Origin of the sequence: Streptomyces gobitricini (genome assembly GCF_039532985.1) — a bacterium.
In the GTDB taxonomy this organism is placed as follows: domain Bacteria; phylum Actinomycetota; class Actinomycetes; order Streptomycetales; family Streptomycetaceae; genus Streptomyces; species Streptomyces gobitricini.
In genome coordinates this window covers 1-20,249 of sequence record NZ_BAAASR010000025.1, presented here as the reverse complement: position 1 = coordinate 20,249, position 20,249 = coordinate 1, and the positions used below count along the sequence as shown (strand labels likewise).

Sequence of the window (20,249 nt, the reverse complement as noted above, 5' to 3'; positions counted from 1 at the left end):
CCGACATCGACGGTGACCAGGAGTGTGGGTTGCGCCGGGGTCACTGGGGGCTCCTCATGGTGATCGGAAGGGCGGAGACGATGGCCCGGATCCGGGCCTGCCGGATGGTGGTGGTCGTGGCCTCGGAGAGGAAGGTGAGGACGTAGCGCAGCTCCGCTTCGTCGAGCGTGTCCAGGGATCTCCCCTCCTGAGTGGCGGCCTCGCGGAGGTCCGGGGGAACACTGCGCGGGCGCATCCCATGCGGCAGGTGGAGTGTCCCCTGCCACCGCGTACCTTCCGCCAGCGCGGGGAGGCTGCCCGCTGGGCGCAGCACGGTGACGTCGTCCAGGGTCAGGATGCGCACCGGGAGCGCGCTCCCTCCGATGTCGAGGCTCCCGGACAGGAAGGTGTCATGCCCGTCGAGCCGCTGGGACAGCACCAGCAGCGGGCCGTCCGCGCTGTGGCTGACCGTGCCGTCGACGCGAACGGTCATCGTTGTGCCGGGCATGTGGTGCTCCTCGGGGTCGTGCCAAGACCTGGGGAGTCCGGCAGGCGGATGTGTCCGTCCTGGGGCCGAAGGGGTTCGTCGTAGAGGCGTTGGCGTCCGGGCTCCCACTGGAGTCGGTACTCGACGGCTGGTACGGCGTCGGGGAAAGCGGCCGCGAGGTGGAGGCCAGGCAGAAGTGAGCGCCCGTGCGGGTATATGGGGACGTCTTGGGAGCGGGCGACGGTGAGGATCTGCGTCGCCCGGGTCAGACCGCCGCAGCCGACAACGTCCAGAGTCAGAGCACTCGGCCTGACGTACTGGATGAGCCCCGTTGGGTCTTCGTCGCAATGCGCGCGCTCCCCGACGGCCAGCGGCACCCGTGTTGCCGCGAGGAGCTCGTACATGTCCAGGTCGTGCTGCGGCAGCGGGTCCTCAAGCCAGAGCAAGCACGACGGATCGCAGCTCTGTGCGAAGGCCATGGACACCGATGGAGTCCATGTGCCGACCGCGTCAACGGCCAGCGGTGAGCCGACAGCTTGGGAGCAGCGCTCAACCGCCCGTGCCATGCTCGTGGCTGCCTGCCCCGGTGACTCGGCCGGATCGCGGCGGAGCCCCCACTTGGTGAACCTCCAGCCACCCGAGGCTACGTCACGCAGCACATCCAAGTTGTCGACACTGGTGAGGTTCTGGGAGAGCCACGACGCGTAAGCCAGCACGGTCGAACGGGGCTCCGCCGTAGCCAGGAGGTCAGCCACGGAACGCGAGGTAAGCCGACCGTGCAGGTCCCAGGCCGCGCAGTCGATCGTGCCGACCGCCCACGAGGCGACGTCCGACGGTGCCGTGCGAGCCACCGCGCGCAGCCGGTCCAGCAGCCCGGTGTGATCCGTGACCCGGGCTCCCTTCACGTCGGCCGCCAGCGTGTCCCTCACGTAGCGCCCGATCCGCTCGCCGACCGGACCGTACCAACCGGACCCTCCAGCGCCTTGGACGACCACGAAGCACGTGTCATCTCCGGGACCCGCAGGCAGCTCTGCGTCCAGGACCTCCACGTTCTCCACGACCCACGGGTTCATCGGACCACCTCGCGTGAGGCCATGAGGAGGCCGGCGGCATGCGCCACCCCCGCACGGTCCATCCCCAGCGAGCGGGCAAGCTGCCGCTGTGGCATGGGCCCAGCCGGTTCCTGCCAGCCGATGACATCAACAGGGCGGCGTAGCCGTCCGGACAGCAGTCCCCAGACGGCGGCCGGGTGTCCGAGAGTGAGGACAAGGACCGGGGCGTGGCTGCCCAGGTAGAGGTCGACGTCCTGGTCGCTCAGTCCTCGTGGCCACAGCTCGGGATCGCCGAGGACCGTGAGGTCGAGCAGGTTCACCACCCGGACGCGGCATCGGTGGCGGGCTCGGACGTAGTCCACCGCGTCGGCGGCAACAGCGGCCGGTATATCCCCGGCTGCGACGATGGTCAGGTCCGGCTCGCCCTCGTCGCTGAGATGCGGCCACACGGCCAGGCCCCGTCTGTGTTCCTCGGCGATCGTTCCGACAGGATGAGCGGTACGGCTGTGCTTGCCGGCGACGATGAGGTTGACGCCTTCGAGGGAGTCGAAGGCTTCGTCCAGGGCGGCAGCCGTTCTCGTCGGATCAGCCGGAGTCAGCACGCGGACGGCGGGAGCGCGTAGAGCCAGGAGTGCTGTGGCGAGGGAGGGATCACCATGGGTGTGGACGTTGTGCCAGCCGTATGAGGTGAGCAGCAGGTTGAGGCTGGGCAGCTCCCTCGCGCCATCGAGCCGCCGCTGCTTGATGTGTCCCACCAGGCCGCTGGTGAGCAGCGGGGCGAATGCCTCGTACGAGACCAGCGCGCCTCGACGTCCGCTCGCCGTCCATCCAGCCAGCCACTCCAGCAGGACTTCCTCTGCCAGCAGTTCGTGCGCCCAGTGCTCGTCGGCGAGTTCGGCGAGCCGGTTGGAGGCCAGTTCGTCCGGGCTGAGGAGCAAGAAGTCTCCGCGTGCTGCGTGTCTCCGAACGACGCCGGTGACGGCGTCGGTGAACGTGGTGGCACGAGTGCTGGGCGCCATGGTGGGGCTCCCTACCCGAGGCGGTTCGGCCGGTTCGAAAGAGCACCAGCGGGCCTCAGCGACGGCGCCCGCAAGCTTGCCTTTCGCCCGCCCGTCCTCGCCGAAGAGGTTTGCCGGCTGGTAGGACGCCAGCCAGTGAGCCAGCCGCATCAGCTGTTCCGGCTCGCTGCGCGGGCTGACCAGGGGCGTCTTGTGCAGGTCGGAGGTGCCCAGGAGATCACGGCCGCCGAGGGACACAGGTGCGCTCCATCCCTTCACGCAGCGCATGACCAGGGCTGTGGGGCGATCGTCGAGCGTCGACTCCAGCGCATCCCACAGCGCTGTCTGGAAAGCGACGTGGTCCGACTGGGAGCCGGTCGTGACGTGCACCACCCTTGCTTCCCACCCCAGGCCGCCGAAGTACGACCGAAGCGCGTCGTCGTCCATCGCGCTGAGAAGGGACCGCCCGCCCATGCGAAAACCGTTCAGGTGCACCAGGGGCAGGACGAAACTGCCAGGAAGGAGCCTCTGCGCCAGCCAGCTCGCCGCGGTCGTGGGGGTCTCGCACTCGCCGTCCCCGATGACGGGCACGGCGATCTTGCCCGGCGAGTCGAGGGCGGCTCCTTGTGCAAAGGGAAGGCAACCGCCGAGGCGGCCACCGAGGAACGCTCCGGCGGGAAGCGCGGGAGTGACCTCGGCGCCCATTCCGTCCACGTCGGGAAACGCCTGGGCCAGCCGTCGGAGGCCCTCGGCGTCCGGGCTGAACTGCGGCCGGAGCTTGCCGAGCTCGCCTGTCACCCAGGCAGCAGCGAGCTGGACGACGCCGGCATGTCCGGCGCCGAGGAGCGGCACCAGCTCAACCCTGTGATCGAGGAGCCCTGCAGTCAGGGCAAGGTGCGACAGGGCCCACGCGGTGCCGGGCACGGTTCCCCAGTGACCGGACGGGCGCTCCTTCACGTGCTGGGTGGTCAGCGGCCGATTCAGCAGCACGTTGTCCCGCAGATGGAGCTGGCACACCGACGCGTAGCAGGTGGCCCTCCACAAGGCGTCAGCCAGAGTGGCGGTATCGGAGATCACGCCGGGACCAAGGCTTCGCCGGCGAAGGTGAAGTACCACAGGGGGCGGTAGCACTCCCATGCCGCCGGGCGAAGCCCGGACGGCCCGGTGATCTCCTCGATCACCACACGGGCACGCAAGTAGTACTCCAGGTCGCGTGCGCCGGGGGTTCGCAGGCCGGCCATGACGGAGTTGTGCGCCTGGTAGACCTGGAAGTTGGGGAACTCGGTGACGTACGGGTTGAGCACGCCGACGCCTGTGCGGAGTGCGTCGATGTCGTCCAGCCCCACTATGTAGGTGAACGACGTGCCGTGGCCGGCAGCCAGGGCACGCTTGAGCACTTCCGGCATCTGCGGTGTGGCCAGGTTGGCCTTGCTGGCCTTCAGCAACAGGTCCCGGCGGGTGAAGCACTCCACAGTCAGCCGCAGGACGAAGGGTGTGGCCTCCGCGGCGAGAACGTCGAAAGCCTCCTGGGACCGAAGTACGGAGGTCAGGAAGCCGATGCGCGCCTCGATGCCGTACTCGGCCAGAACGGTCCGCAGCGCGCGCACGTGGTCGACCGCCGCAGGTTCCCGCTCGAAGCAACCGGTCGATACGGTCACCTCGCGGAGCTCCGTCAGATCGTGCCGCGGGTGCTGTTCCAGCAGCGCCGCCAGCAGCTCGCGAAGGTCTCTCTCCTCGGAGAGCCGCGGATCCGCCGCGGCCTCAAGGGTGTTGGGGCAGAAGGCACAGCCCACACACCGACTGCGGGCGTTCGGATTGAGCGTCGCGGCGGTGCCGCCGTTTCGGAAATACCCGCCCACCGCCTCGTCCGCGTCGACGCGCTCGACGGTGGCGAAGGAGACTCCGCCCAGCAGCAGCTGCCCATCCTTGAGCCGGAACGGGGAGCCGGCAGCGTTCAGCGGAACGATGAGCTGCCACGGCACCGTCGGCGCGTTCTCCAGCCTCACCTGAACGCGGGCCCGGTGACGCGGCAGTTCCGAGTCGATGCCATGGAGGTTGATCGCGATGAGCAACGCGTCTTCGACGGGTACGCGGTACCGCACCGCGAGCCGCTCCACCTCTCCGAGCGTGGAGGTCGCGCTGGTCTGCCCGCCGAGTAAAGCCGTCATGCGCTTACTCCATCCAGGAGGGAGGAGAGATCGGATAGCGCGTCGGCGGCCCGAGGGGGAGCCCGCCGCCGACGGCAGCAACGAGACTGCCGTCGGCCGACGGGACGCCGAACCTCGTCCCGGGACTTCTGCGGGACGTCCTGGGACGTTTTACGTGACGCTGGGAGCCAGCGATCGGAGGTGGCGCATCAGAGCCGGAACGTCCACCAGGTCAGGAAGCACAGCAGTGGCTCCGGCTTCACGCAGTTCGTCAGCACTGTGAATGCCAGAGGCCACCGCGACGACGTGCGCATCGGAGTCGAGGCCGGCACGAACGTCACGAGGGGTGTCGCCGACCAGGACGACGGGCGTGTCCTTGGGAAAGCCGTGAGCCGTACGGACACGGTCGCGAGCGACCTCGACCAGGGCCGCGCGGTCTGTCGCGTCCGCACCGTAGGCCCCGCACTCCATGTCGAGGAGCGTGTCCAGACCGAAGGCCCGCAGCTTCACCCGGGCGTTGGCGTAGATATTCCCGGTGAGGACCGACGAAACCATGCCAGGCTCGGCGGCGACCGCGCCAAGGGCCTCGCGCGCACCGGGAAGAGCACGGCCCCGTAGAGCCAGGTCAGCCTCACGCGCCGCGCCGGCCGCCGTAAGCGCTTGAAGGACTTTCTCCCACGCCGGGGCACTCACATCATGGTCCCGGAACATCTCGGCGAGGATCAGACGGTCGGTTCTGCCTTCCGTACGGGCCGGCCGGACAGCGGCATGGCCAGTGGCGGCAGAGAAGGCCGCCGCGTAGATCTCCTTGCTCACGCCGGAGTTCTCGATGAGCGTGTGGTCGATGTCCCAGAGCACGATGAGTGGCACAGGATCAGCGTAAGCCGACAGCCAATTCCGGCCATGACCGCACGACAACGCCCGACGCCCTTGCGGCCTGGCCGTTCTGTCCGGTTGGGTTGCCTGAGTGAATGAGCGACTTCGTTCCGCACTCGTGCAACGCGGGCTGACCGTGGATGAGGTGGCCGAAGCCTGTGCGGTCGATCCCAAGACCGCCAGCCGATGGATAGCCGGCCGTGTGCCCCACCGCCGACACCGCTGGACCGTCGCCAACCTGCTCCGGGTTGATGAGACGTACCTCTGGCCGGAAGCGGGGCAGCGAACACCACGGCTGGGCGCCACCCAGTCGGAACTGGTCGACACCTATCCGAACAGGGCGAGCGTGCCGCGCGACGTCTGGATGTCCCTGCTGTTAGGGGCGATGAAACAGGTAGACGTTTTGGTGTTCTCCGGCACCTTCTTCGCCCAGACGAACCCGCACATCGCACGCATGCTCCAGGAACGAGCGCAGGCCGGCGTGCGCGTGCGGCTCTGCTTCGGCGATCCGGACGGTGACGCCGTACGGATCCGTGGCCGCGAGGAAGGCATCGGCGACGCTCTGGCTGCCAAGATCAGGGCCTCGCTCACTTACTACCGCGATCTCGTGGGCCATCCAGGCTGTGAGGTGCGCCTCCATGACACGACGCTTTACAACTCGATCTTCCGCTACGACGACCATCTCTTGATCAACCCCCACATCTGGGGCCAGCCGGCCAGCGCGAATCCGCTCCTCCAGCTCAGGCGCACGACCAACGCTGAATGGTTCGAGCGGTATGGCGAGAGCTTTGACGCCGTCTGGTCATCCGCGCGCCCCTGGGCGCCCGACAGGCAGGAGCAGCACCACCGTGGGCAGGACTGAGTATTACCACGACCCCAAGGCCCCCAAGGCCAACACCTTGATCCCCGCGAGCAACATGCTCGTCGTCAACGATGACGGCGCCATCCTGCTGCAACGGCGGCGCGACACCGGCCAGTGGGCCCTGCCCGGCGGCGCCCAGGACATAGGAGAGAGTCCCGCGCAATGCGCGGTCCGCGAGTGCGAGGAGGAGACAGGCATCGTCGCGGAGGTCACCGGCTTCCTCGGCGTCTACTCCAACCCCGAGCACATCATCGAGTACACCGACGGCGAGATTAGGCAGCAGTACGAGGCCGTGTACATCGGCCGCCCGGTCGGCGGGAAGCCCACGGTCAACGAGGAGGCGGACGGCGTTCGCTGGGTCCGCCCAGAGGACTTCGGCGAGCTCGACATCCACCCGAGCATGCACGAACAGCTCGGCCACTACCTAGCCGGCGACTACCCGCATCTGGGATAGCCCTCTCAGAGCACGACGTCTGCTTCAACCGCGGCCGCCCTCACGCGCTCCACGCTGCTGTGGATCGCGGGGGCGGCCCGGCGGATGAACCGCCCCACGACACTGTCCTCGCCATAGCGGCCGAGGATCTCGCCCACCCGCTCCTCCGACGTCGTACGCCCGCCGTCAGGTGTCGTGGTCATGTCGCAGTACACCAGCGCGTCCACGAGCAGCGGATCATCCAGCAACGGAAACTCCTCAGCCAGCTCCATGCGGAGCCCACGCTCCTCCGCCTCCAACAGCGCGAAGGAGTGGTTCGCCACCAGACGCACCACGCGCTCGGGCGCGCTGCGGACCTCCAGCAGATGGCGCGCACCGTCGAGAGGGTGAAAGCCGGTATCGACGAGCGGCGGCGCGTATCCGATGTCATGGAGCACCGCCGCCGCCTCCAGGACCCCGGCCTCCTCCCGCATGAGTGGCGCGAGCCGTCTGGCACACGCGGCAACCCCCTGCGTGTGCGCCCATCTACGCGGCAGACTCTCGGCCAGCAGCCCACCTGCCAGGTTGTACGCCCAGTTCACTTCGCAGTTCGCCACGTTCGGAGGATACGTCTGAAGGGGCAATCTGACGGGGGCGCTCGGGGGCGGCGCTATCGCGACAGAGGCCCGGGCATTCACGGTGATGCCTGCCGGCTTGTCGCTCTGCTGACAGGATGACTTCGTGACAAGCAACGATCCTGGCGAGTGGAGCCCCGCTCAAACCAGCGAACTGGTACAACTGTTCAAGGGTGCCGACTTCCCGTGGTGGGTTGCAGGCGGTCGTGCGATCGAACTTGCCGTTGGGCGTGAGCTGCGGACGCATGGAGACCTTGACGTTCTCGTGCTGCGGCGCGATCAGGCACAAGTCCAGGAGAGCCTCTCAGGCTGGGATCTCCACGTCGCAGACCCACCAGGTACCGGGAAACTCCGCGTATGGCGGTATGGCGAGGTCCTCGAAGAGCCCCTTCATGACATCTGGTGTCGCCGAACGCCGGACGCGCCATGGTCTGTGCAGCTCATGCTCGACGAGGCCGTCGGAGATGAATGGGTATCGAGGCGCGACCGGCGGGTGCGGATGCCACTCGCGCGTCTCAGCCGCGTCGCCGCGGATGGCACCCCGTACCTCGCACCTGAGGTGCAGCTCTTCTACAAGGCGAAGCACACCAGGGAGAGGGACGAGGTGGACTTCGAGGCGGTTCTGCCGCTGCTGGACGGCGACCAGCGGGTTTGGCTGCTGGACGCCCTCGCGACGACCGCGCCACGACACGCGTGGCGACAGAAGCTGCAGTAGGCCCTGACCGTCGCTCTCCGTCGGCTTTCGTAGCCTTGCTGCTCAACGTCGACTCTCGGTCAGCCTCGTGCGAGAGTGCCCGCCGAATGGTCCGTACCGATAGGACGGAACCGACGTGGTGAGGGCGTGGCGCCAGAACCGGCGATAGGGCAATTAGTCGGATGCCGGTCGCCGTACTGACGTTGAGCCGCGTGAGAGCGGACCGCACTGCCGCAGCCACCACGGGTCGGACTGGCCATGGGAACGGGTGGCACTGATAGGCAGAACAGCATCACGCGGCACGGTCGGACATCATCCGGCAGGAACGGACGGGACAGCTTCAGGAGACACGGTCAGGCGTCCGGGGCACCGCCGAAGCGCTCACGGTAGGACTCCAGGTCCTCTTCCGTGATCTTCGCGAAGAGCACCGGCGGCACGGTGAACGCGGTGCCGGCCGGGACGGCGTCCAGGGCCTTGGCCTGCTCGGCGGTAACCCAGGTCGCGGTGTCGCTCTCCAGCGCGAAGGCTCCCCGCATGGCGGCCGCCGTGGCCGGGATGAAGGGCTCGGAGACGACCGCGTACAGGTGGATCAGGTTCATCGCGGTACGCAGGGTCAGCGCCGCGCCGTCCGGGTCCGTCTTGATCTCCAGCCAGGGAGCCTTCTCCTCCAGGTAGGAGTTGCCCGCGGACCACAGGGCGCGCAGAGCGGCGGCGGCCTTGCGGAACTGGAGCGCCTCCATGTGCTCCTCGTACTCGGCCAGCAGACGCGCGATCTCCTCCCCCAGCTTCGCCTCCACCTCGCCGGCGGCGCGGCCCGCCGGGACGTCGTCGCCGAACCGCTTGCGGGAGAAGGACAGCACGCGGTTGACGAAGTTGCCGAGGGTGTCGGCCAGGTCCTTGTTGACCGTGGCGGTGAAGTGCTCCCAGGTGAAGGAGGAGTCGTCCGACTCGGGGGCGTTGGCGATCAGGAAGTAGCGCCAGTAGTCCGCGGGGAGGATCTCCAGGGCCGCGTCCGTGAAGACGCCGCGCTTCTGGGAGGTGGAGAACTTGCCGCCGTAGTACGTCAGCCAGTTGAAGCCCTTGACGAAGTCGACCTTCTTCCACGGCTCACGGACACCCAGCTCGGTGGCCGGGAACATCACCGTGTGGAAGGGGACGTTGTCCTTCGCCATGAACTCGGTGTAGGTGACGTCGTCGGCCTCGTACCACCACGACTTCCAGTCGCGCCCCTCGCCGTCCGGGGCGGCGTCCGCCCACTCCTTCGTCGCGCCGATGTACGCGATCGGCGCGTCGAACCAGACGTAGAAGACCTTGCCCTCGGCGGCCAGCTCCGGCCAGGTGTCGGCGGGGACGGGCACGCCCCAATCCAGGTCACGGGTGATCGCGCGGTCGTGCAGGCCCTCGGTCAGCCACTTCCGGGCGATAGAGGAGGACAGGTGCGGCCACTTCTCGCTCACCGCGTCGATCCACGCCTCGACCTCGTGCTGGAGCTTGGACTGCAGCAGGAACAGGTGCTTGGTCTCGCGGACCTCCAGCTCCGTGGAGCCGCTGATCGCGGAGCGCGGGTCGATCAGGTCGGTCGGGTCCAGGACGCGCGTGCAGTTCTCACACTGGTCACCGCGGGCCTTGTCGTAGCCGCAGTGCGGGCAGGTGCCCTCCACGTACCGGTCCGGCAGGAAGCGGCCGTCGACCGGCGAGTACACCTGCCGGATCGCGCGCTCCTCGATAAAGCCGTTCTCCTGCAGCTTGCGCGCGAAGTGCTGGGTGATCTCGCGGGTCTGCCGGGAGGAACTCCGGCCGAAGTAGTCGAAGGCCAGCTCGAAGCCGTCGTACACGGCCTTCTGCGCGTCGTGGGCCTGCGCGCAGAACTCGGCGACGGAGAGCCCCGCCTCCTTGGCGGCCAGCTCGGCCGGCGTGCCGTGCTCGTCGGTGGCGCAGATGTAGAGGACGTCGTGACCGCGCTGGCGGAGGTACCGGGAGAACACATCCGCCGGAAGCATCGACCCGACCATGTTGCCCAGGTGCTTGATCCCGTTGATGTAGGGCAGCGCGCTGGTGACCAGGTGTCGAGCCATCCTCGGATGCTCCATTTCATACGTACGGCGCCGGTGACAGTGCCACGGCGGGCCCAAGTCGGGAGGCTGCAGCCGATGCGATCACTCGGATCACACACTGGCGTCACGCACGGTGACGGGATGGGCCTACAAGCCGCCGCCATCGTATCGAAGCGGGCGCTTCCCCATCCGACGGGTTTCCGGCCGACCCAGGCGGAGCGCGAAACGCACTCGGCCGCCCAAGACAGGCGGCCAAGCGAGTCTCGGTACGGCCGAGGCGCTCCCCATCTTAGAACCACCACCTCGCCACAGCTCCGCGTCCGCCACACCCATCCGCACGCCCGCAGCACGAGGTGAATCTTGGATCAAGCGTTCTGCGGCATGGACGCGCCCACCTCGCCGTGCCGCCCACCCTGACTGGTTATGGGACCCGTGTATCCCTGCTGGACGTGATCCTGAGGTCGAGACATCGACTGGCCTTCGTGTCCGCAAGGAGCATGCGTCCGCTCGCACCGGCATGTCCGCACTCCCAGGCTGACAACAGCCGCCTGCGAGCGCTCTTGCCGACGGTTACCCCCGTAGCGCTTCAGGACGGGGTCTCCGCGACAATGGGCTGGTTTGCGCCCTCGGCCAATGAGGACGGCCTCCAACCGGCCGACTGTCGAGGACTAGCGCCTCGGTGATGGCCGAGCGATTGCGCTTGACGCCTGCGAAATTGTGGTGAACATCTACGAGATTCGCCAGTCAAACCCACCTACTCCGCGGTATGCTTTTCCAATGCTTGAGCAGCAAGAAGACCGATCCCGTGACCGCACGGCAGTGGAGCTATTCGCTGGCGGGGGCGGCCTGGCCATGGCCGTCGAGCGTGCGGGCTTCAGGCCGCTGCTCTTCAACGAGGTCGCTAAGCGGGCTTGCGAGACTCTGGAAGCGAACGGCGCCAAGGAGCGTGGGGACGAGGAGTGGATTCCTGAGCCCGGTAGCCCTTGGCCGCTCTTCTCGCGCGATATCCGGACCCTGGATATGCGCTACCTCAGTGGCAAGGTGGACGTTCTGGCTGGCGGGCCGCCCTGCCAGCCGTTCAGCTTGGGTGGCATCGCCAAGGGCGATGAGGACAAGCGCAACATGTTCCCGGAGATGTTTCGTGCTGTGCGGGAGATCCAACCCAAGGCCGTGATCTGCGAGAACGTTGTCGGTCTGCGCAGGAAGTCCTTCGAGCCGTACTTCCAGTACATCCTTAACGAGCTGTCGTTCCCCTATCTAGAGCGTCGCCCAGACACCACGTGGCAAGAGCACGACCGGCTCCTACGAGAGTACGACGCCGCTCTGAAGGACGGCCGCGCGGTGGACCCCTCAGGCGGTTTCGAGCTGTACGACGTGTTGGCGACCACCGTGAACGCGGCGGACTATGGGGTTCCTCAAGTGAGGAACCGCGTGATCATCGTGGCGTTCCGCCGGGATCTCGGCGTCGACATGAAGGAGTTCATGCGGAGCGTGCGGCCGACACACTCCCAGGCGGCGCTGATCCGGTCGATGCGAGACGGTGAGTACTGGGAGCGGCATCCAAGCGTCCCTGACCATGTGCGCGACCGAGTGATGGCTGGGCTCCCCAAGCAAGCTTCCCTTGCGATCGAGGACGGGCTGCTTCCCTGGCTCACCTTCCGTGACGCCCTCGCTGGCCTCGACGGGGAGCCGTCGCTCCCACCGGTCCCATGGGAGCACTTGGACCGCAAGGAGCGTTACCTCGGTGGCGTGACGAACCACATTGGGTGGCCTGGAGCGCGGATATACAAGGGACATACGCCGAACGAGCTGGACCGGCCGGCGAAGACCGTCAAGGCTGGAGTGCACGGCGTCCCGGGTGGGGAGTCGGTCATGCTGACCGATGATCGCTTCCGTGACTCCACAGCCCCGGGAGGTTGGGCCTATCGTCACCGGTACATGACGGTGCGCGAGACGGCGCGCGTAATGACGTTCCCTGACACCTGGGTGCTAGAGGGGCCGCGAGGCGAGCAGATGCGTCAGCTCGGCAACGCGGTGCCTGTCCGGTTGGGTGAGGTCTTCGCGAAGGCGGTGGCCAGCGCTCTCGATAAGGCCGGGGACGCACCATGACCACCACCACGAACGCGGGCGGACAGAGCCGTTGGAAGGACAAGCCCCCACCCGCCCGGGCTTGGAAGGGGCGCTCGGGCAGGACCCGGGCGCAAGCTTCGGCCGAGCAGGACCGCGCTGCTGGGGGCACTGGCAAGCGCTGGGTAGACCTCGGCGACGGGCGCCGGGCGCGAGCCTCGGTGGAACTCAAGGTCCTGGCCAAGACCAGGCGGATCCGGGCTTATCTGCGTTGGTCGGACCAGGGGACCACACGTCGTCCGATCTATCTGGGCGAGGTCGAGCACGACCGGCGCCGCGAGAATCTCGCCGAGGCTTGGCGCCGGGCCAGGGAGCGCGGCCTCTTGATCGAAGAAGAAGAGCCGCCGGAATCGTCGTGGGCCGAGACGCCAGCGGTCCGCGCCTCCATGCAAGGGAACCGGTCACGCGACACCACACCGGAGAAGTCGCTGCGCAAGCTCTTGTACGAGCGAGGCGCCCGCTACCGCGTCTCCTATCGGCCTCTGCCCGGCCTGCGGCGGACCGCGGACGTCGCGTTCCCTGGCGCGAGAGTGGCTGTGTTCGTCGACGGATGCTTCTGGCATGGCTGCGAGGAGCACTGCCGGTGGCCAGGGACGAATGAGGAGTTCTGGAAGCGCAAGATCGACGGCAATCGAGCACGGGACGCTGACACGAATCGGGCCCTGACGGAAGCGGGTTGGACCCCGGTGCGCGTGTGGGAGCACGAGGACCCCGCAGCGGTTGCTGACCGGATCATCGCCCTGGTACGGAGTAGGAAATCCGCTCGCCCAGGGGGCAAATCACAAGGTGCCGTCCGCCAGAAGGTCGGCGATCGCATCGTCAGCGCGGCGCAGCATGATGCAACCGTCGCCCGCGCTGTAAGCGAGCACGCGGCTGCCGCATCCTAGGCCAGCCTCCGCGAGCAGGCCCATGGGCAGCTCGACCCGGCCGTCCTCATCAATGGTGATCTCGGCAGGCTCTCGGATCATGGGACCTAGTGTGGCACGCTCCTGCCCAATCCGGTCGTGCTGGACAGCAGTTGAACCGTCTGGGAAGGGATCTCTCTAAGCGATTTTGGTGGGGCTGTCAGTGCGGGTCAGTAGGGTGGCACCATGCTGACAAGAGGCTTTTCGGGGGGCGAAGCGCCCGCGCTGTGGGGCTCTGGCCTCACTGGTCCACGGCACTACTCAACGCGTGACGCGCTCTCGTCGGAGTGGCAGGAGGCGACGCATGCCTGAGGCTACGTACATCAACGTCACGCCGCATCCCCGCATCCTCGGTGTGCTAGGTGACATCGAGTTCGCGGCCTGGCAGTGCCTCGCCGAACTCGTCGACAACGCTTTCGACGAGTTCCAGTCGTCCCCCGAAGAGGTGGGCAGTCGCCCGACCGTGAGCATCTCATTGCCGACCGCGCAGGACACCCGCGCGAACGCCGAGGTGATCGTCCAGGACAACGGTCGTGGAATGAGCCTCGACGCGGTCAGGAACGCCATCAGCGCGGGTTGGACCGGCAACGGCCGTCACGGCGCGCTGGGCCTGTTCGGTATGGGGTTCAACATCGCGACCGCGCGACTCGGGCGTAAGACCACGGTGCGTACTGGCCGGGCGGGGGATCCGTTCTGGACGGAGGTCACGCTTGACCTGCCGGAGATCGAGGCGTCCGCCGAGTATCGGGCCCCGTACCGCCAGGTGCCTAAGGGGAGCCCTTCCGAGCACGGAACCACTGTCACCATCAGTGATCTCAAGGGCGAGCAGTTCGAGGCACTTCGCCGCGCGAACGCCCTGAAGGTGATCCGCGAGAAGCTAAGTGACGTCTACAGCTACCTGCTCACCGAGCGTGGCTTCCTGCTCACCATCAACGGCAGGAAGCTCCCTCCTCGCAAGCCGTGCCTCTGGGACGAGAAGCGCACCGTCACCCGCCACGGGGTCGAGATCAGCGCCGTGCAGAAGATAGACGTCCCCTTGTCCGACAAGAAGGCGTGCATGGCCTGCGGCTACTGGAACCCCCTGGACGTGGACCGCTGCCGCGAGTGTGATCAGGAGCGGCTTGAGGTTCGTCCACGACGAATCTGGGGCTGGCTCGGCGTGCAGCGCTACGTGCACTCCAGCGATTACGGCATCGACTTCCTGCGTAACGGCCGCAAGATTCTCCTCAAGGACAAGCGCGTCTTCTACTGGACGGACGAGGACGGCCTGGGGGAGCCGGAAAAGGAGTATCCGATCGACTCCAAGGCGTCCACTGGGCGCATCGTTGGAGAGATCCATTGCGACCACGTCACTCCGAACTACCAGAAGACGGCCTTCGAGTTTGAAACGGCGGAGTGGCACCAGGTGCTGCGGGCCATTCGGGGCGAGAGCCCCTTGAGGCCCGAGATCGCCAAGAGGCGTCAGCTTCCCGAGAACCGAAGCCCGCTCGCCCTGCTGTACACGGGTTTCCGTCGACAAGACGCGGGCTTGAAGTACCTGGTGCCTGGCAACGGCAAGGACGCCATCCACGAGAAGACCATCACCTGGGCGAAGCTGTTCCGGGACGGGCACCCGGACTACCAGACCGACGACATCTGGTACGAGGCTGCGTATAGTCATGACAATCCGGCGCAAGCCGAGCCCGAGCCCGAGCCCGATGATGACGCCAGCCCGCTCCTCCCCGGTCTCGATCTTGTGCCGACGGGCGAGGGCATTGACAGTGAGACCACCGACCCGGCGACCGCTCCCGCTCCCGAAGATCCGGAGCCCGTGGAGACCTTCGAGAAGCGGCTGCAGCGCTATCGCGATCACGCCGACCAGTTGCCCGACCTCGCTGGCGAGTACATGATCCCCGACCTGGGACGGGTCGAACTGAAGGTCTGGGCAGTGCGCGAACAGCGCCTCTCCAACGCCAAGGATCAGGAGACCCCGGCCTTCTCTGTCATGTTGCGCGCCCCGTTGCTGGAGGTCTTTGTCGACTCCGATCACCAGCTGTACCGCGAGCACGGGGCGGATATGCGCGACGTCGCACTCTTGGAGGCCGCTGAGTACATGAGGGTCAAGAGAGGCGGCCCCTCCGCGCCGCTGGCTCAGCTTCTCCTCCTCTTCAAGGAGCGTTCCTCCAGCCCGAGGCTTACCCCGACCGCGATGGCGGACGAGGCGGAGCGGCTGCTGGAGAGGATTCGCACGCTCATGGTGCCGGTGATCGCGGAGACCCCCGCCGTGCACTGGCTACAGCTTCGGGCAGACGAACGTGAGGCCGCCGAAGAGCGTTTCGCCCTGGAGGCAGACCCCGGCCTGGATTGGAACGAAGCGGTCAACAACGGCGACTTCATCCGCTTCGCGCCGGCCAGTGCGGTGCTACGTGTGATCAACGAGTCTCCCGCTCTCTTCATGGATGGGAAGGTGTTCCGCCGCTCCTACACCGCCTTGTCGGCGTCGGACGCTCGGGACTTGGTGGTGGAACGGTTGATGAATCCTCTGAGCGACCTGGCACTGCTCGCGCAGCATCGTCCGAAGATCACTCCGGAGGAGCTGGCCCGTATCAGGGTCAGCTGCCGCCTGATCACACGCGACCTCGCGGACGACAGCTAAGAACCGGAGCGCCATGTACAACTTCCTCGACCCGGGCCCCCTCCTCGACGCCGGACCGTTGCAGTTCCCAAGGCGCATCGAGCGACTCCTGTGGCACCTCGGTTTCACGGACGTCGCCGTCATCGACGGTTCCGGCGACGAGGGCGGCGACGTTCTCGCCCGTCAGCGGGGGAAGCTTTGGGTCTTCCAATGCAAGTGGAAGCGACGGGGAGTCGTCGGCGCTGACGCCGTCAACGAGGTCAACAATGCTCGTGACCATTACCGTGCGGACCAAGCCGTCGTCGTCACCAACAGTAGGTTCAGCGCGGACGCGCGTCGTCGGGTCGACGTACTCGCGCGTATAAGCCCCACCATCCACCTGTGGGAGGGCGGTCACCTAGCCCGTTGTTTCAAGGGCATCGACGCTCGGTTCGGACAGGTAACCCCGCGGCCGTACCAAGCCGAAGCTTTGTGGGCGCTGGGGAAGGACCTGGACTCATCGGGACGTGCTCTCCTGATCTTGGCCACCGGCCTCGGCAAGACGGTGGTCGGCGGTGAGGTCATCGCGACCCATCTCCGTCGGCACCCTAAGGACCAAGTGCTCGTCGTGGCGCACGCCAAGGATCTAGTCCAGCAACTGGAGCGAGCCCTGTGGCGGCACCTCCCCAAAGAGGTGCCGACACGACTCCTGACAGGAGACACGCGACCGGACGATCTCTCCGGGGTGACTTGCGCAACTGTGGGCTCGGCGTTGCCTGCCGCCCGCTTCGGCTACCGGCCTGCGCTCGTGATGGTGGATGAGGCACACCACGTGGGCGCTGACGGGCAGTACGACGAGCTGCTCGACGTCCTTGGAGAGTCCCGGCAGTTTGGTGTCACCGCCACGCCCTGGAGAGGCGACGCGCACGACATCACCCACCACTTCGGTCCAGCCAGCTTCACGCTCGGTATCGAGGATGGGATGCGTAAGGGGTATCTCGCGCAGGTGGATTACCGGTTGTTCGTCGACAACATCGACTGGGACGTCGTAAAGGCCGCTAGCCAACACGAGTACGGCCTCGCGGAGCTCAACGCCCGGCTCTTCCTGCCACAGCGGGATGAATCCATTCGGGATGAGTTGGCAACCGCCTGGGCCGCGACAGCCAACCCGAGAGCCATAGTCTTCTGCCGCACGATCGAACACGCGGAACGGCTCGCGGAACTGCTGCGCCGTAATCCGCTGTGGGCAGGGGCATTGGCATTGCACGCCGGCTTGTCCAAGCGGGAACGGCAGAGCCGCCTGCTCGCCTTCCGATCTGGTGATGTACCGATCCTCACGTCGGTGGACATTCTGAACGAGGGCGTGGACGTCCCTGACGTCAACATCCTGTGCTTCGCAAGGGTCACGCACTCGCGACGGATCTTCGTCCAGCAGCTCGGCCGTGGGCTCCGGCTGAGAGAAGGCAAGGAACGTGTCACGGTGCTGGATTTCGTCAGCGACCTTCGCCGCATCGCGGCAGCCCTCAACATCAAGCGCAACCTTGAGGCCGGGGCTGACGTGGAGATCCTCGATCGGGTGGCCCCCTCACGGATCGAGTTCAACGACCAGCGCGTTGCCACCCTGATGCAGGAGTGGATCAAGGACGCGGCTAGCCTCGAGACCCAGTACGACGAACACCGCCTGCAGTTCCCTTCCGCCCTCGCTGCACTGGAGTAGCCACCTTGCCCCAGCTCAACCTCCCGGACGATCTCCGCCGTCGCATCCTCCTCAGCATGTACCGCACCGCCGATGAGTTGGACTGGGAATTCCTGTCCAACCCCGGGAAGACCGCCCAATACGGGCGCTGGATCGACGACCCGGAGATCGGCGGCCAGCTGTTGGCATTCGCCAGCGAGAAGGACGTCCGCGTGTGGTTCAAAGACGTTCCGATGAAGGAGTACGCCCGCGCCCAGGAGGGCATCGGGAACTTCGTACCGTACGTACGACGTCGCTTTCGCGGAGCGGAAGAGATCGTCCAGGCGCTCTGTGGCGCGGGCTGGTCGGTCGTTCCGGGGTCGGTCGAAGGCAAGCCCAACCACTGCCTGGCCACGGACGGGGCCACGACCCGGTACATCTGCTGGGGCAGGAGCGGGCGCCTCAGTGACCTCATCTGGGCAACGGTTAATAAGGCCATCGACTCAACGACGCGTCCGGGCATTGTGGTCACGACGAGGGATGGCGAGACCATAACGCAGCGTGAGCGAGACCGGCACGTCCGGGTGGCAGATCACTGCGGCGTCGACCTGACACACCTGCACCGCACCATGATCGATAACCCGGATTTGCTCTCCGCGCCCTGATCTCGCCGTGCCGCTCGCATCTTCTCTTCGGCACGGTGAACTGCTTACCGCGAAGGCCGCGCCACCTCTCATGAAGATGCTGGCGTGCGTGGGCGCCGCGTGAGTGGACAGGGTGGCATCTTGAACGTTCTCCTGTCGCGTGAGCACCGCGAGCGGTACGTTCTGTGCGCCTGGCGTACATCACCGGCCATATCTCGTCGTACGCAGAGATGGAGCACAGATCTTGAGGCTCGTGGACGATCTCACCCTGGAGCGCGGTATCACCCTTCAGGCGAAGTCAGGCACGACGTGCAGCGGAGTATCAGCGATAGGCCGGGCCGTGGCGTGGGAACTACGCCTCCCCGGCCGCCCGTTGTTGACGGTGCACGACAACCGTTGGGACAACGGCGAGCGAGACCTCGTGCTCTACCAGCCCACGGTCGTCCCCGAGATCCCCGCAGCGCTCTCCAACCTGCACAACCGGCTGCGCGTCGGCATAGATCTCGCGCCTGAAAACACCGCCACCCTGCGCATCATGGCCTTCCCCGCCTGGGTAGACGGGGAGCGCCCCAGGATCAATAAGTCCCTTACCACGGCTCAACTGGCAGCCAGGTACGGCCTGCAGCAGCTGCGTGACCTGGTCGCTCGCCCGGGCGTTGCGCTGCACTCGGCCGGCGGCCGGGCCGACGTTCCCGGGTACGACGTGGACGATCCGCAGGACGAGCGCCGTATCCAGCACGCCCTGTACTTCCCGGGGGAGGACGACGAGACCCCCGTGATCGCCTTCGCCCACCTCCGCGTCGTGCCCGTTCTCCGCCATGTCGGATGGTTGCCCACGGTTACCGTGTGACACACGCGCTGGCCGTCAGGTGCATACGTCGCTCCTGCCTGCTTAAGCAACCATGAACCGTGCAGCACCTGACATTGAGGGGTTCCCCGTGAGCGATCAACGACCGAGCCAGCGCGTCAGTCTGGAGAAGGTAATCCGCGCGCTTCGCGGCCCATGGGACACCCAGCGCGCAATTACCGCGCTGCGGGACGCGGGTCATGAGCCAGAGGAAAAGCACACGAGACAGATCCTCCGCGACCTCGCAAGCAGCGGCCTGCTGGTCAAGGTGCAGGGCCGGCCGGTCCAATACCGCACAGAGTCTATGAACGAGTGAGGCAGGCCCTCACGCTCACGGTGCCCCGAAGGGCAAGAGGCTGGCGAACTGGACCGCTGTTCCTAGTGCTGTGACCGTCTTCCTTCACTGCGTCGGTTGGAAGAAGCGGCAACTCTGCTGGGCACGGGGAGGTTCGACGCTCATGTGGACGGTTACCTATTGTCGCGCCAGCCCGTCGCTGAACGAGCTGGTGTACGACTGGCCGATGGGGTTTGGGCGGTTCGAGCCCGTCGAGCGGTGCAAGCTCCGGAAGTGGCCGCCATGGCGTGAGCGATGCGTGAGCGGACTGATCGGTACCCGTTGGACTAGGCGTCACGGCGTCGAGGGTCAGCAAGGCCCTGAATAGGTAAGACGGGATTGAGCGCGATCACTTATCACGGCCCGACATGGTCTCGCAGAGGCCAACCGGCGGCACCCAGCTGCCCCTGCAGATCACATCTGCCAGCTACTGTCCGCTTCCACTGCGGTCACCCACCTGCTGGTCCGCAGCTCACTCGCCTCCGGCACCGCCGACCTCCTCTCCGACGCGACCTCGTGGTCAGTGTCCACGACGCACACCTGGCCGCCTTCGTGCCACCCTGCAGGGGCACCCGAGTCGCCCTGACCAGCGTGCAAACTTGCTATCGCAAGGCGGCCCACGGAGGCAGCGCGCTGACGGGCCACCGCCCAGAACCAGGCGCTGGGAGAAATCTGGGAGATGATCTTCTCCCGGAGACCACGCGAGCCCGCGCCACACCAGCCCAGACCAACCCTCTGACCTGCACTTTCAGCAGATGCGCAGGTGTCGATCTTGGGTGGACCTCATTCGGGACGAAGAGGTCGTGGGTTCAAATCCCGCCACCCCGACAGCTGAAACACCAGGTGAGGCACCTACTGACTTAGACCTTGTTTCACTTGGTGAGTCGCCGGTAGTTGATGAGGCTGGTGGCGATGGCTGTGAAGGCGA

The 20,249-nt window shown here is 66.7% G+C and carries 17 protein-coding genes; 10 read left to right on the top strand and 7 right to left on the bottom strand.

The window, feature by feature from the left end; all coding sequences use genetic code 11:
- Positions 1-40: 40 nt before the first annotated feature.
- From ABD347_RS22270 to ABD347_RS22250, 5 genes are all read right to left on the bottom strand, one after another.
- Positions 41-487 carry a hypothetical protein gene (locus ABD347_RS22270; protein WP_344364120.1) on the bottom strand — a complete coding sequence of 149 codons (447 nt, stop codon included), beginning with the start codon at positions 485-487 and terminating at the stop codon, positions 41-43.
- Entirely contained in the window at positions 469-1,539 is a 1,071-nt protein-coding gene (locus ABD347_RS22265) for an enolase C-terminal domain-like protein (protein ID WP_344364117.1), read from the bottom strand. The genes ABD347_RS22270 and ABD347_RS22265 overlap by 19 nt, the downstream gene beginning before the upstream one ends.
- On the bottom strand, positions 1,536-3,593 hold the full coding sequence (locus ABD347_RS22260) for a phosphoketolase family protein (RefSeq protein WP_344364115.1): 2,058 nt from the start codon (positions 3,591-3,593) through the stop codon (positions 1,536-1,538). The genes ABD347_RS22265 and ABD347_RS22260 overlap by 4 nt, the downstream gene beginning before the upstream one ends.
- Complete coding sequence (locus ABD347_RS22255) at positions 3,590-4,633, bottom strand: hypothetical protein (protein WP_344364112.1); 1,044 nt, start codon at positions 4,631-4,633, stop codon at positions 3,590-3,592. Before ABD347_RS22255 ends, ABD347_RS22260 begins: the two co-directional genes overlap by 4 nt.
- Before the next feature lie 201 nt (positions 4,634-4,834).
- Positions 4,835-5,533 (bottom strand): HAD family hydrolase, encoded by a 699-nt coding sequence (locus ABD347_RS22250; protein WP_344364110.1) that lies wholly within the window; start codon positions 5,531-5,533, stop codon positions 4,835-4,837.
- 97 nt (positions 5,534-5,630) lie between these two features.
- Between ABD347_RS22250 and ABD347_RS22245 the strand changes: the two genes are divergently transcribed.
- Together ABD347_RS22245 and ABD347_RS22240 are read left to right on the top strand one after the other, a co-directional pair.
- Positions 5,631-6,401 carry an XRE family transcriptional regulator gene (locus tag ABD347_RS22245; protein ID WP_344364108.1) on the top strand — a complete coding sequence of 257 codons (771 nt, stop codon included), beginning with the start codon at positions 5,631-5,633 and terminating at the stop codon, positions 6,399-6,401.
- A complete protein-coding gene (locus ABD347_RS22240; protein WP_311603130.1) occupies positions 6,388-6,855 on the top strand; it encodes an NUDIX hydrolase in 468 nt (155 codons plus the stop codon). The genes ABD347_RS22245 and ABD347_RS22240 overlap by 14 nt, the downstream gene beginning before the upstream one ends.
- Before the next feature lie 5 nt (positions 6,856-6,860).
- Here ABD347_RS22240 and ABD347_RS22235 read toward each other — a convergent pair whose 3' ends face one another.
- Positions 6,861-7,430 (bottom strand): HD domain-containing protein, encoded by a 570-nt coding sequence (locus ABD347_RS22235; RefSeq protein WP_344364103.1) that lies wholly within the window; start codon positions 7,428-7,430, stop codon positions 6,861-6,863.
- A gap of 124 nt (positions 7,431-7,554) precedes the next feature.
- Here ABD347_RS22235 and ABD347_RS22230 point away from each other — a divergent pair, with 124 nt between their 5' ends.
- Positions 7,555-8,163 (top strand): nucleotidyltransferase domain-containing protein, encoded by a 609-nt coding sequence (locus ABD347_RS22230; RefSeq protein ID WP_344364100.1) that lies wholly within the window; start codon positions 7,555-7,557, stop codon positions 8,161-8,163.
- A gap of 332 nt (positions 8,164-8,495) precedes the next feature.
- Here ABD347_RS22230 and metG read toward each other — a convergent pair whose 3' ends face one another.
- The gene (gene metG, locus ABD347_RS22225; RefSeq protein WP_344364097.1) at positions 8,496-10,217 is read right to left on the bottom strand and encodes a methionine--tRNA ligase; all 1,722 of its coding nucleotides are present in this window, start codon (positions 10,215-10,217) and stop codon (positions 8,496-8,498) included.
- A gap of 756 nt (positions 10,218-10,973) precedes the next feature.
- On the opposite strand from metG, the gene ABD347_RS22220 reads away from it, so the two are divergent.
- The 7 genes from ABD347_RS22220 to ABD347_RS22190 all read left to right on the top strand — a co-directional run bounded on the left by ABD347_RS22220 (position 10,974) and on the right by ABD347_RS22190 (position 19,303).
- Entirely contained in the window at positions 10,974-12,305 is a 1,332-nt protein-coding gene (locus ABD347_RS22220; RefSeq protein ID WP_344364095.1) for a DNA cytosine methyltransferase, read from the top strand.
- Positions 12,302-13,210 (top strand): very short patch repair endonuclease, encoded by a 909-nt coding sequence (locus ABD347_RS22215; protein ID WP_344364093.1) that lies wholly within the window; start codon positions 12,302-12,304, stop codon positions 13,208-13,210. The genes ABD347_RS22220 and ABD347_RS22215 overlap by 4 nt, the downstream gene beginning before the upstream one ends.
- A gap of 322 nt (positions 13,211-13,532) precedes the next feature.
- Positions 13,533-15,863: an ATP-binding protein gene (locus ABD347_RS22210; RefSeq protein ID WP_344364091.1), complete on the top strand. Its 2,331-nt coding sequence runs from the start codon at positions 13,533-13,535 to the stop codon at positions 15,861-15,863.
- 13 nt (positions 15,864-15,876) lie between these two features.
- Positions 15,877-17,538 (top strand): DEAD/DEAH box helicase, encoded by a 1,662-nt coding sequence (locus ABD347_RS22205; RefSeq protein WP_344364089.1) that lies wholly within the window; start codon positions 15,877-15,879, stop codon positions 17,536-17,538.
- Positions 17,539-17,594: 56 nt separating this feature from the next.
- The gene (locus ABD347_RS22200; protein ID WP_344364086.1) at positions 17,595-18,161 is read left to right on the top strand and encodes a hypothetical protein; all 567 of its coding nucleotides are present in this window, start codon (positions 17,595-17,597) and stop codon (positions 18,159-18,161) included.
- Positions 18,162-18,393: 232 nt separating this feature from the next.
- Complete coding sequence (locus ABD347_RS22195) at positions 18,394-18,990, top strand: hypothetical protein (RefSeq protein ID WP_344364084.1); 597 nt, start codon at positions 18,394-18,396, stop codon at positions 18,988-18,990.
- An 88-nt stretch (positions 18,991-19,078) separates the two neighbouring features.
- On the top strand, positions 19,079-19,303 hold the full coding sequence (locus ABD347_RS22190; protein ID WP_344364082.1) for a hypothetical protein: 225 nt from the start codon (positions 19,079-19,081) through the stop codon (positions 19,301-19,303).
- Positions 19,304-20,249: the final 946 nt, after the last annotated feature.

Coding starts and splice junctions, on each gene's coding strand:
- ABD347_RS22220 (WP_344364095.1), top strand. CDS start 10,974: ATGCTTGAGCAGCAAGAAGACCGATCCCGTGACCGCACGGCAGTGGAG.
- ABD347_RS22210 (WP_344364091.1), top strand. CDS start 13,533: ATGCCTGAGGCTACGTACATCAACGTCACGCCGCATCCCCGCATCCTC.
- ABD347_RS22265 (WP_344364117.1), bottom strand. CDS start 1,539: ATGAACCCGTGGGTCGTGGAGAACGTGGAGGTCCTGGACGCAGAGCTG.
- ABD347_RS22200 (WP_344364086.1), top strand. CDS start 17,595: ATGTACCGCACCGCCGATGAGTTGGACTGGGAATTCCTGTCCAACCCC.
- ABD347_RS22270 (WP_344364120.1), bottom strand. CDS start 487: ATGCCCGGCACAACGATGACCGTTCGCGTCGACGGCACGGTCAGCCAC.
- ABD347_RS22205 (WP_344364089.1), top strand. CDS start 15,877: ATGTACAACTTCCTCGACCCGGGCCCCCTCCTCGACGCCGGACCGTTG.
- metG (WP_344364097.1), bottom strand. CDS start 10,217: ATGGCTCGACACCTGGTCACCAGCGCGCTGCCCTACATCAACGGGATC.
- ABD347_RS22215 (WP_344364093.1), top strand. CDS start 12,302: ATGACCACCACCACGAACGCGGGCGGACAGAGCCGTTGGAAGGACAAG.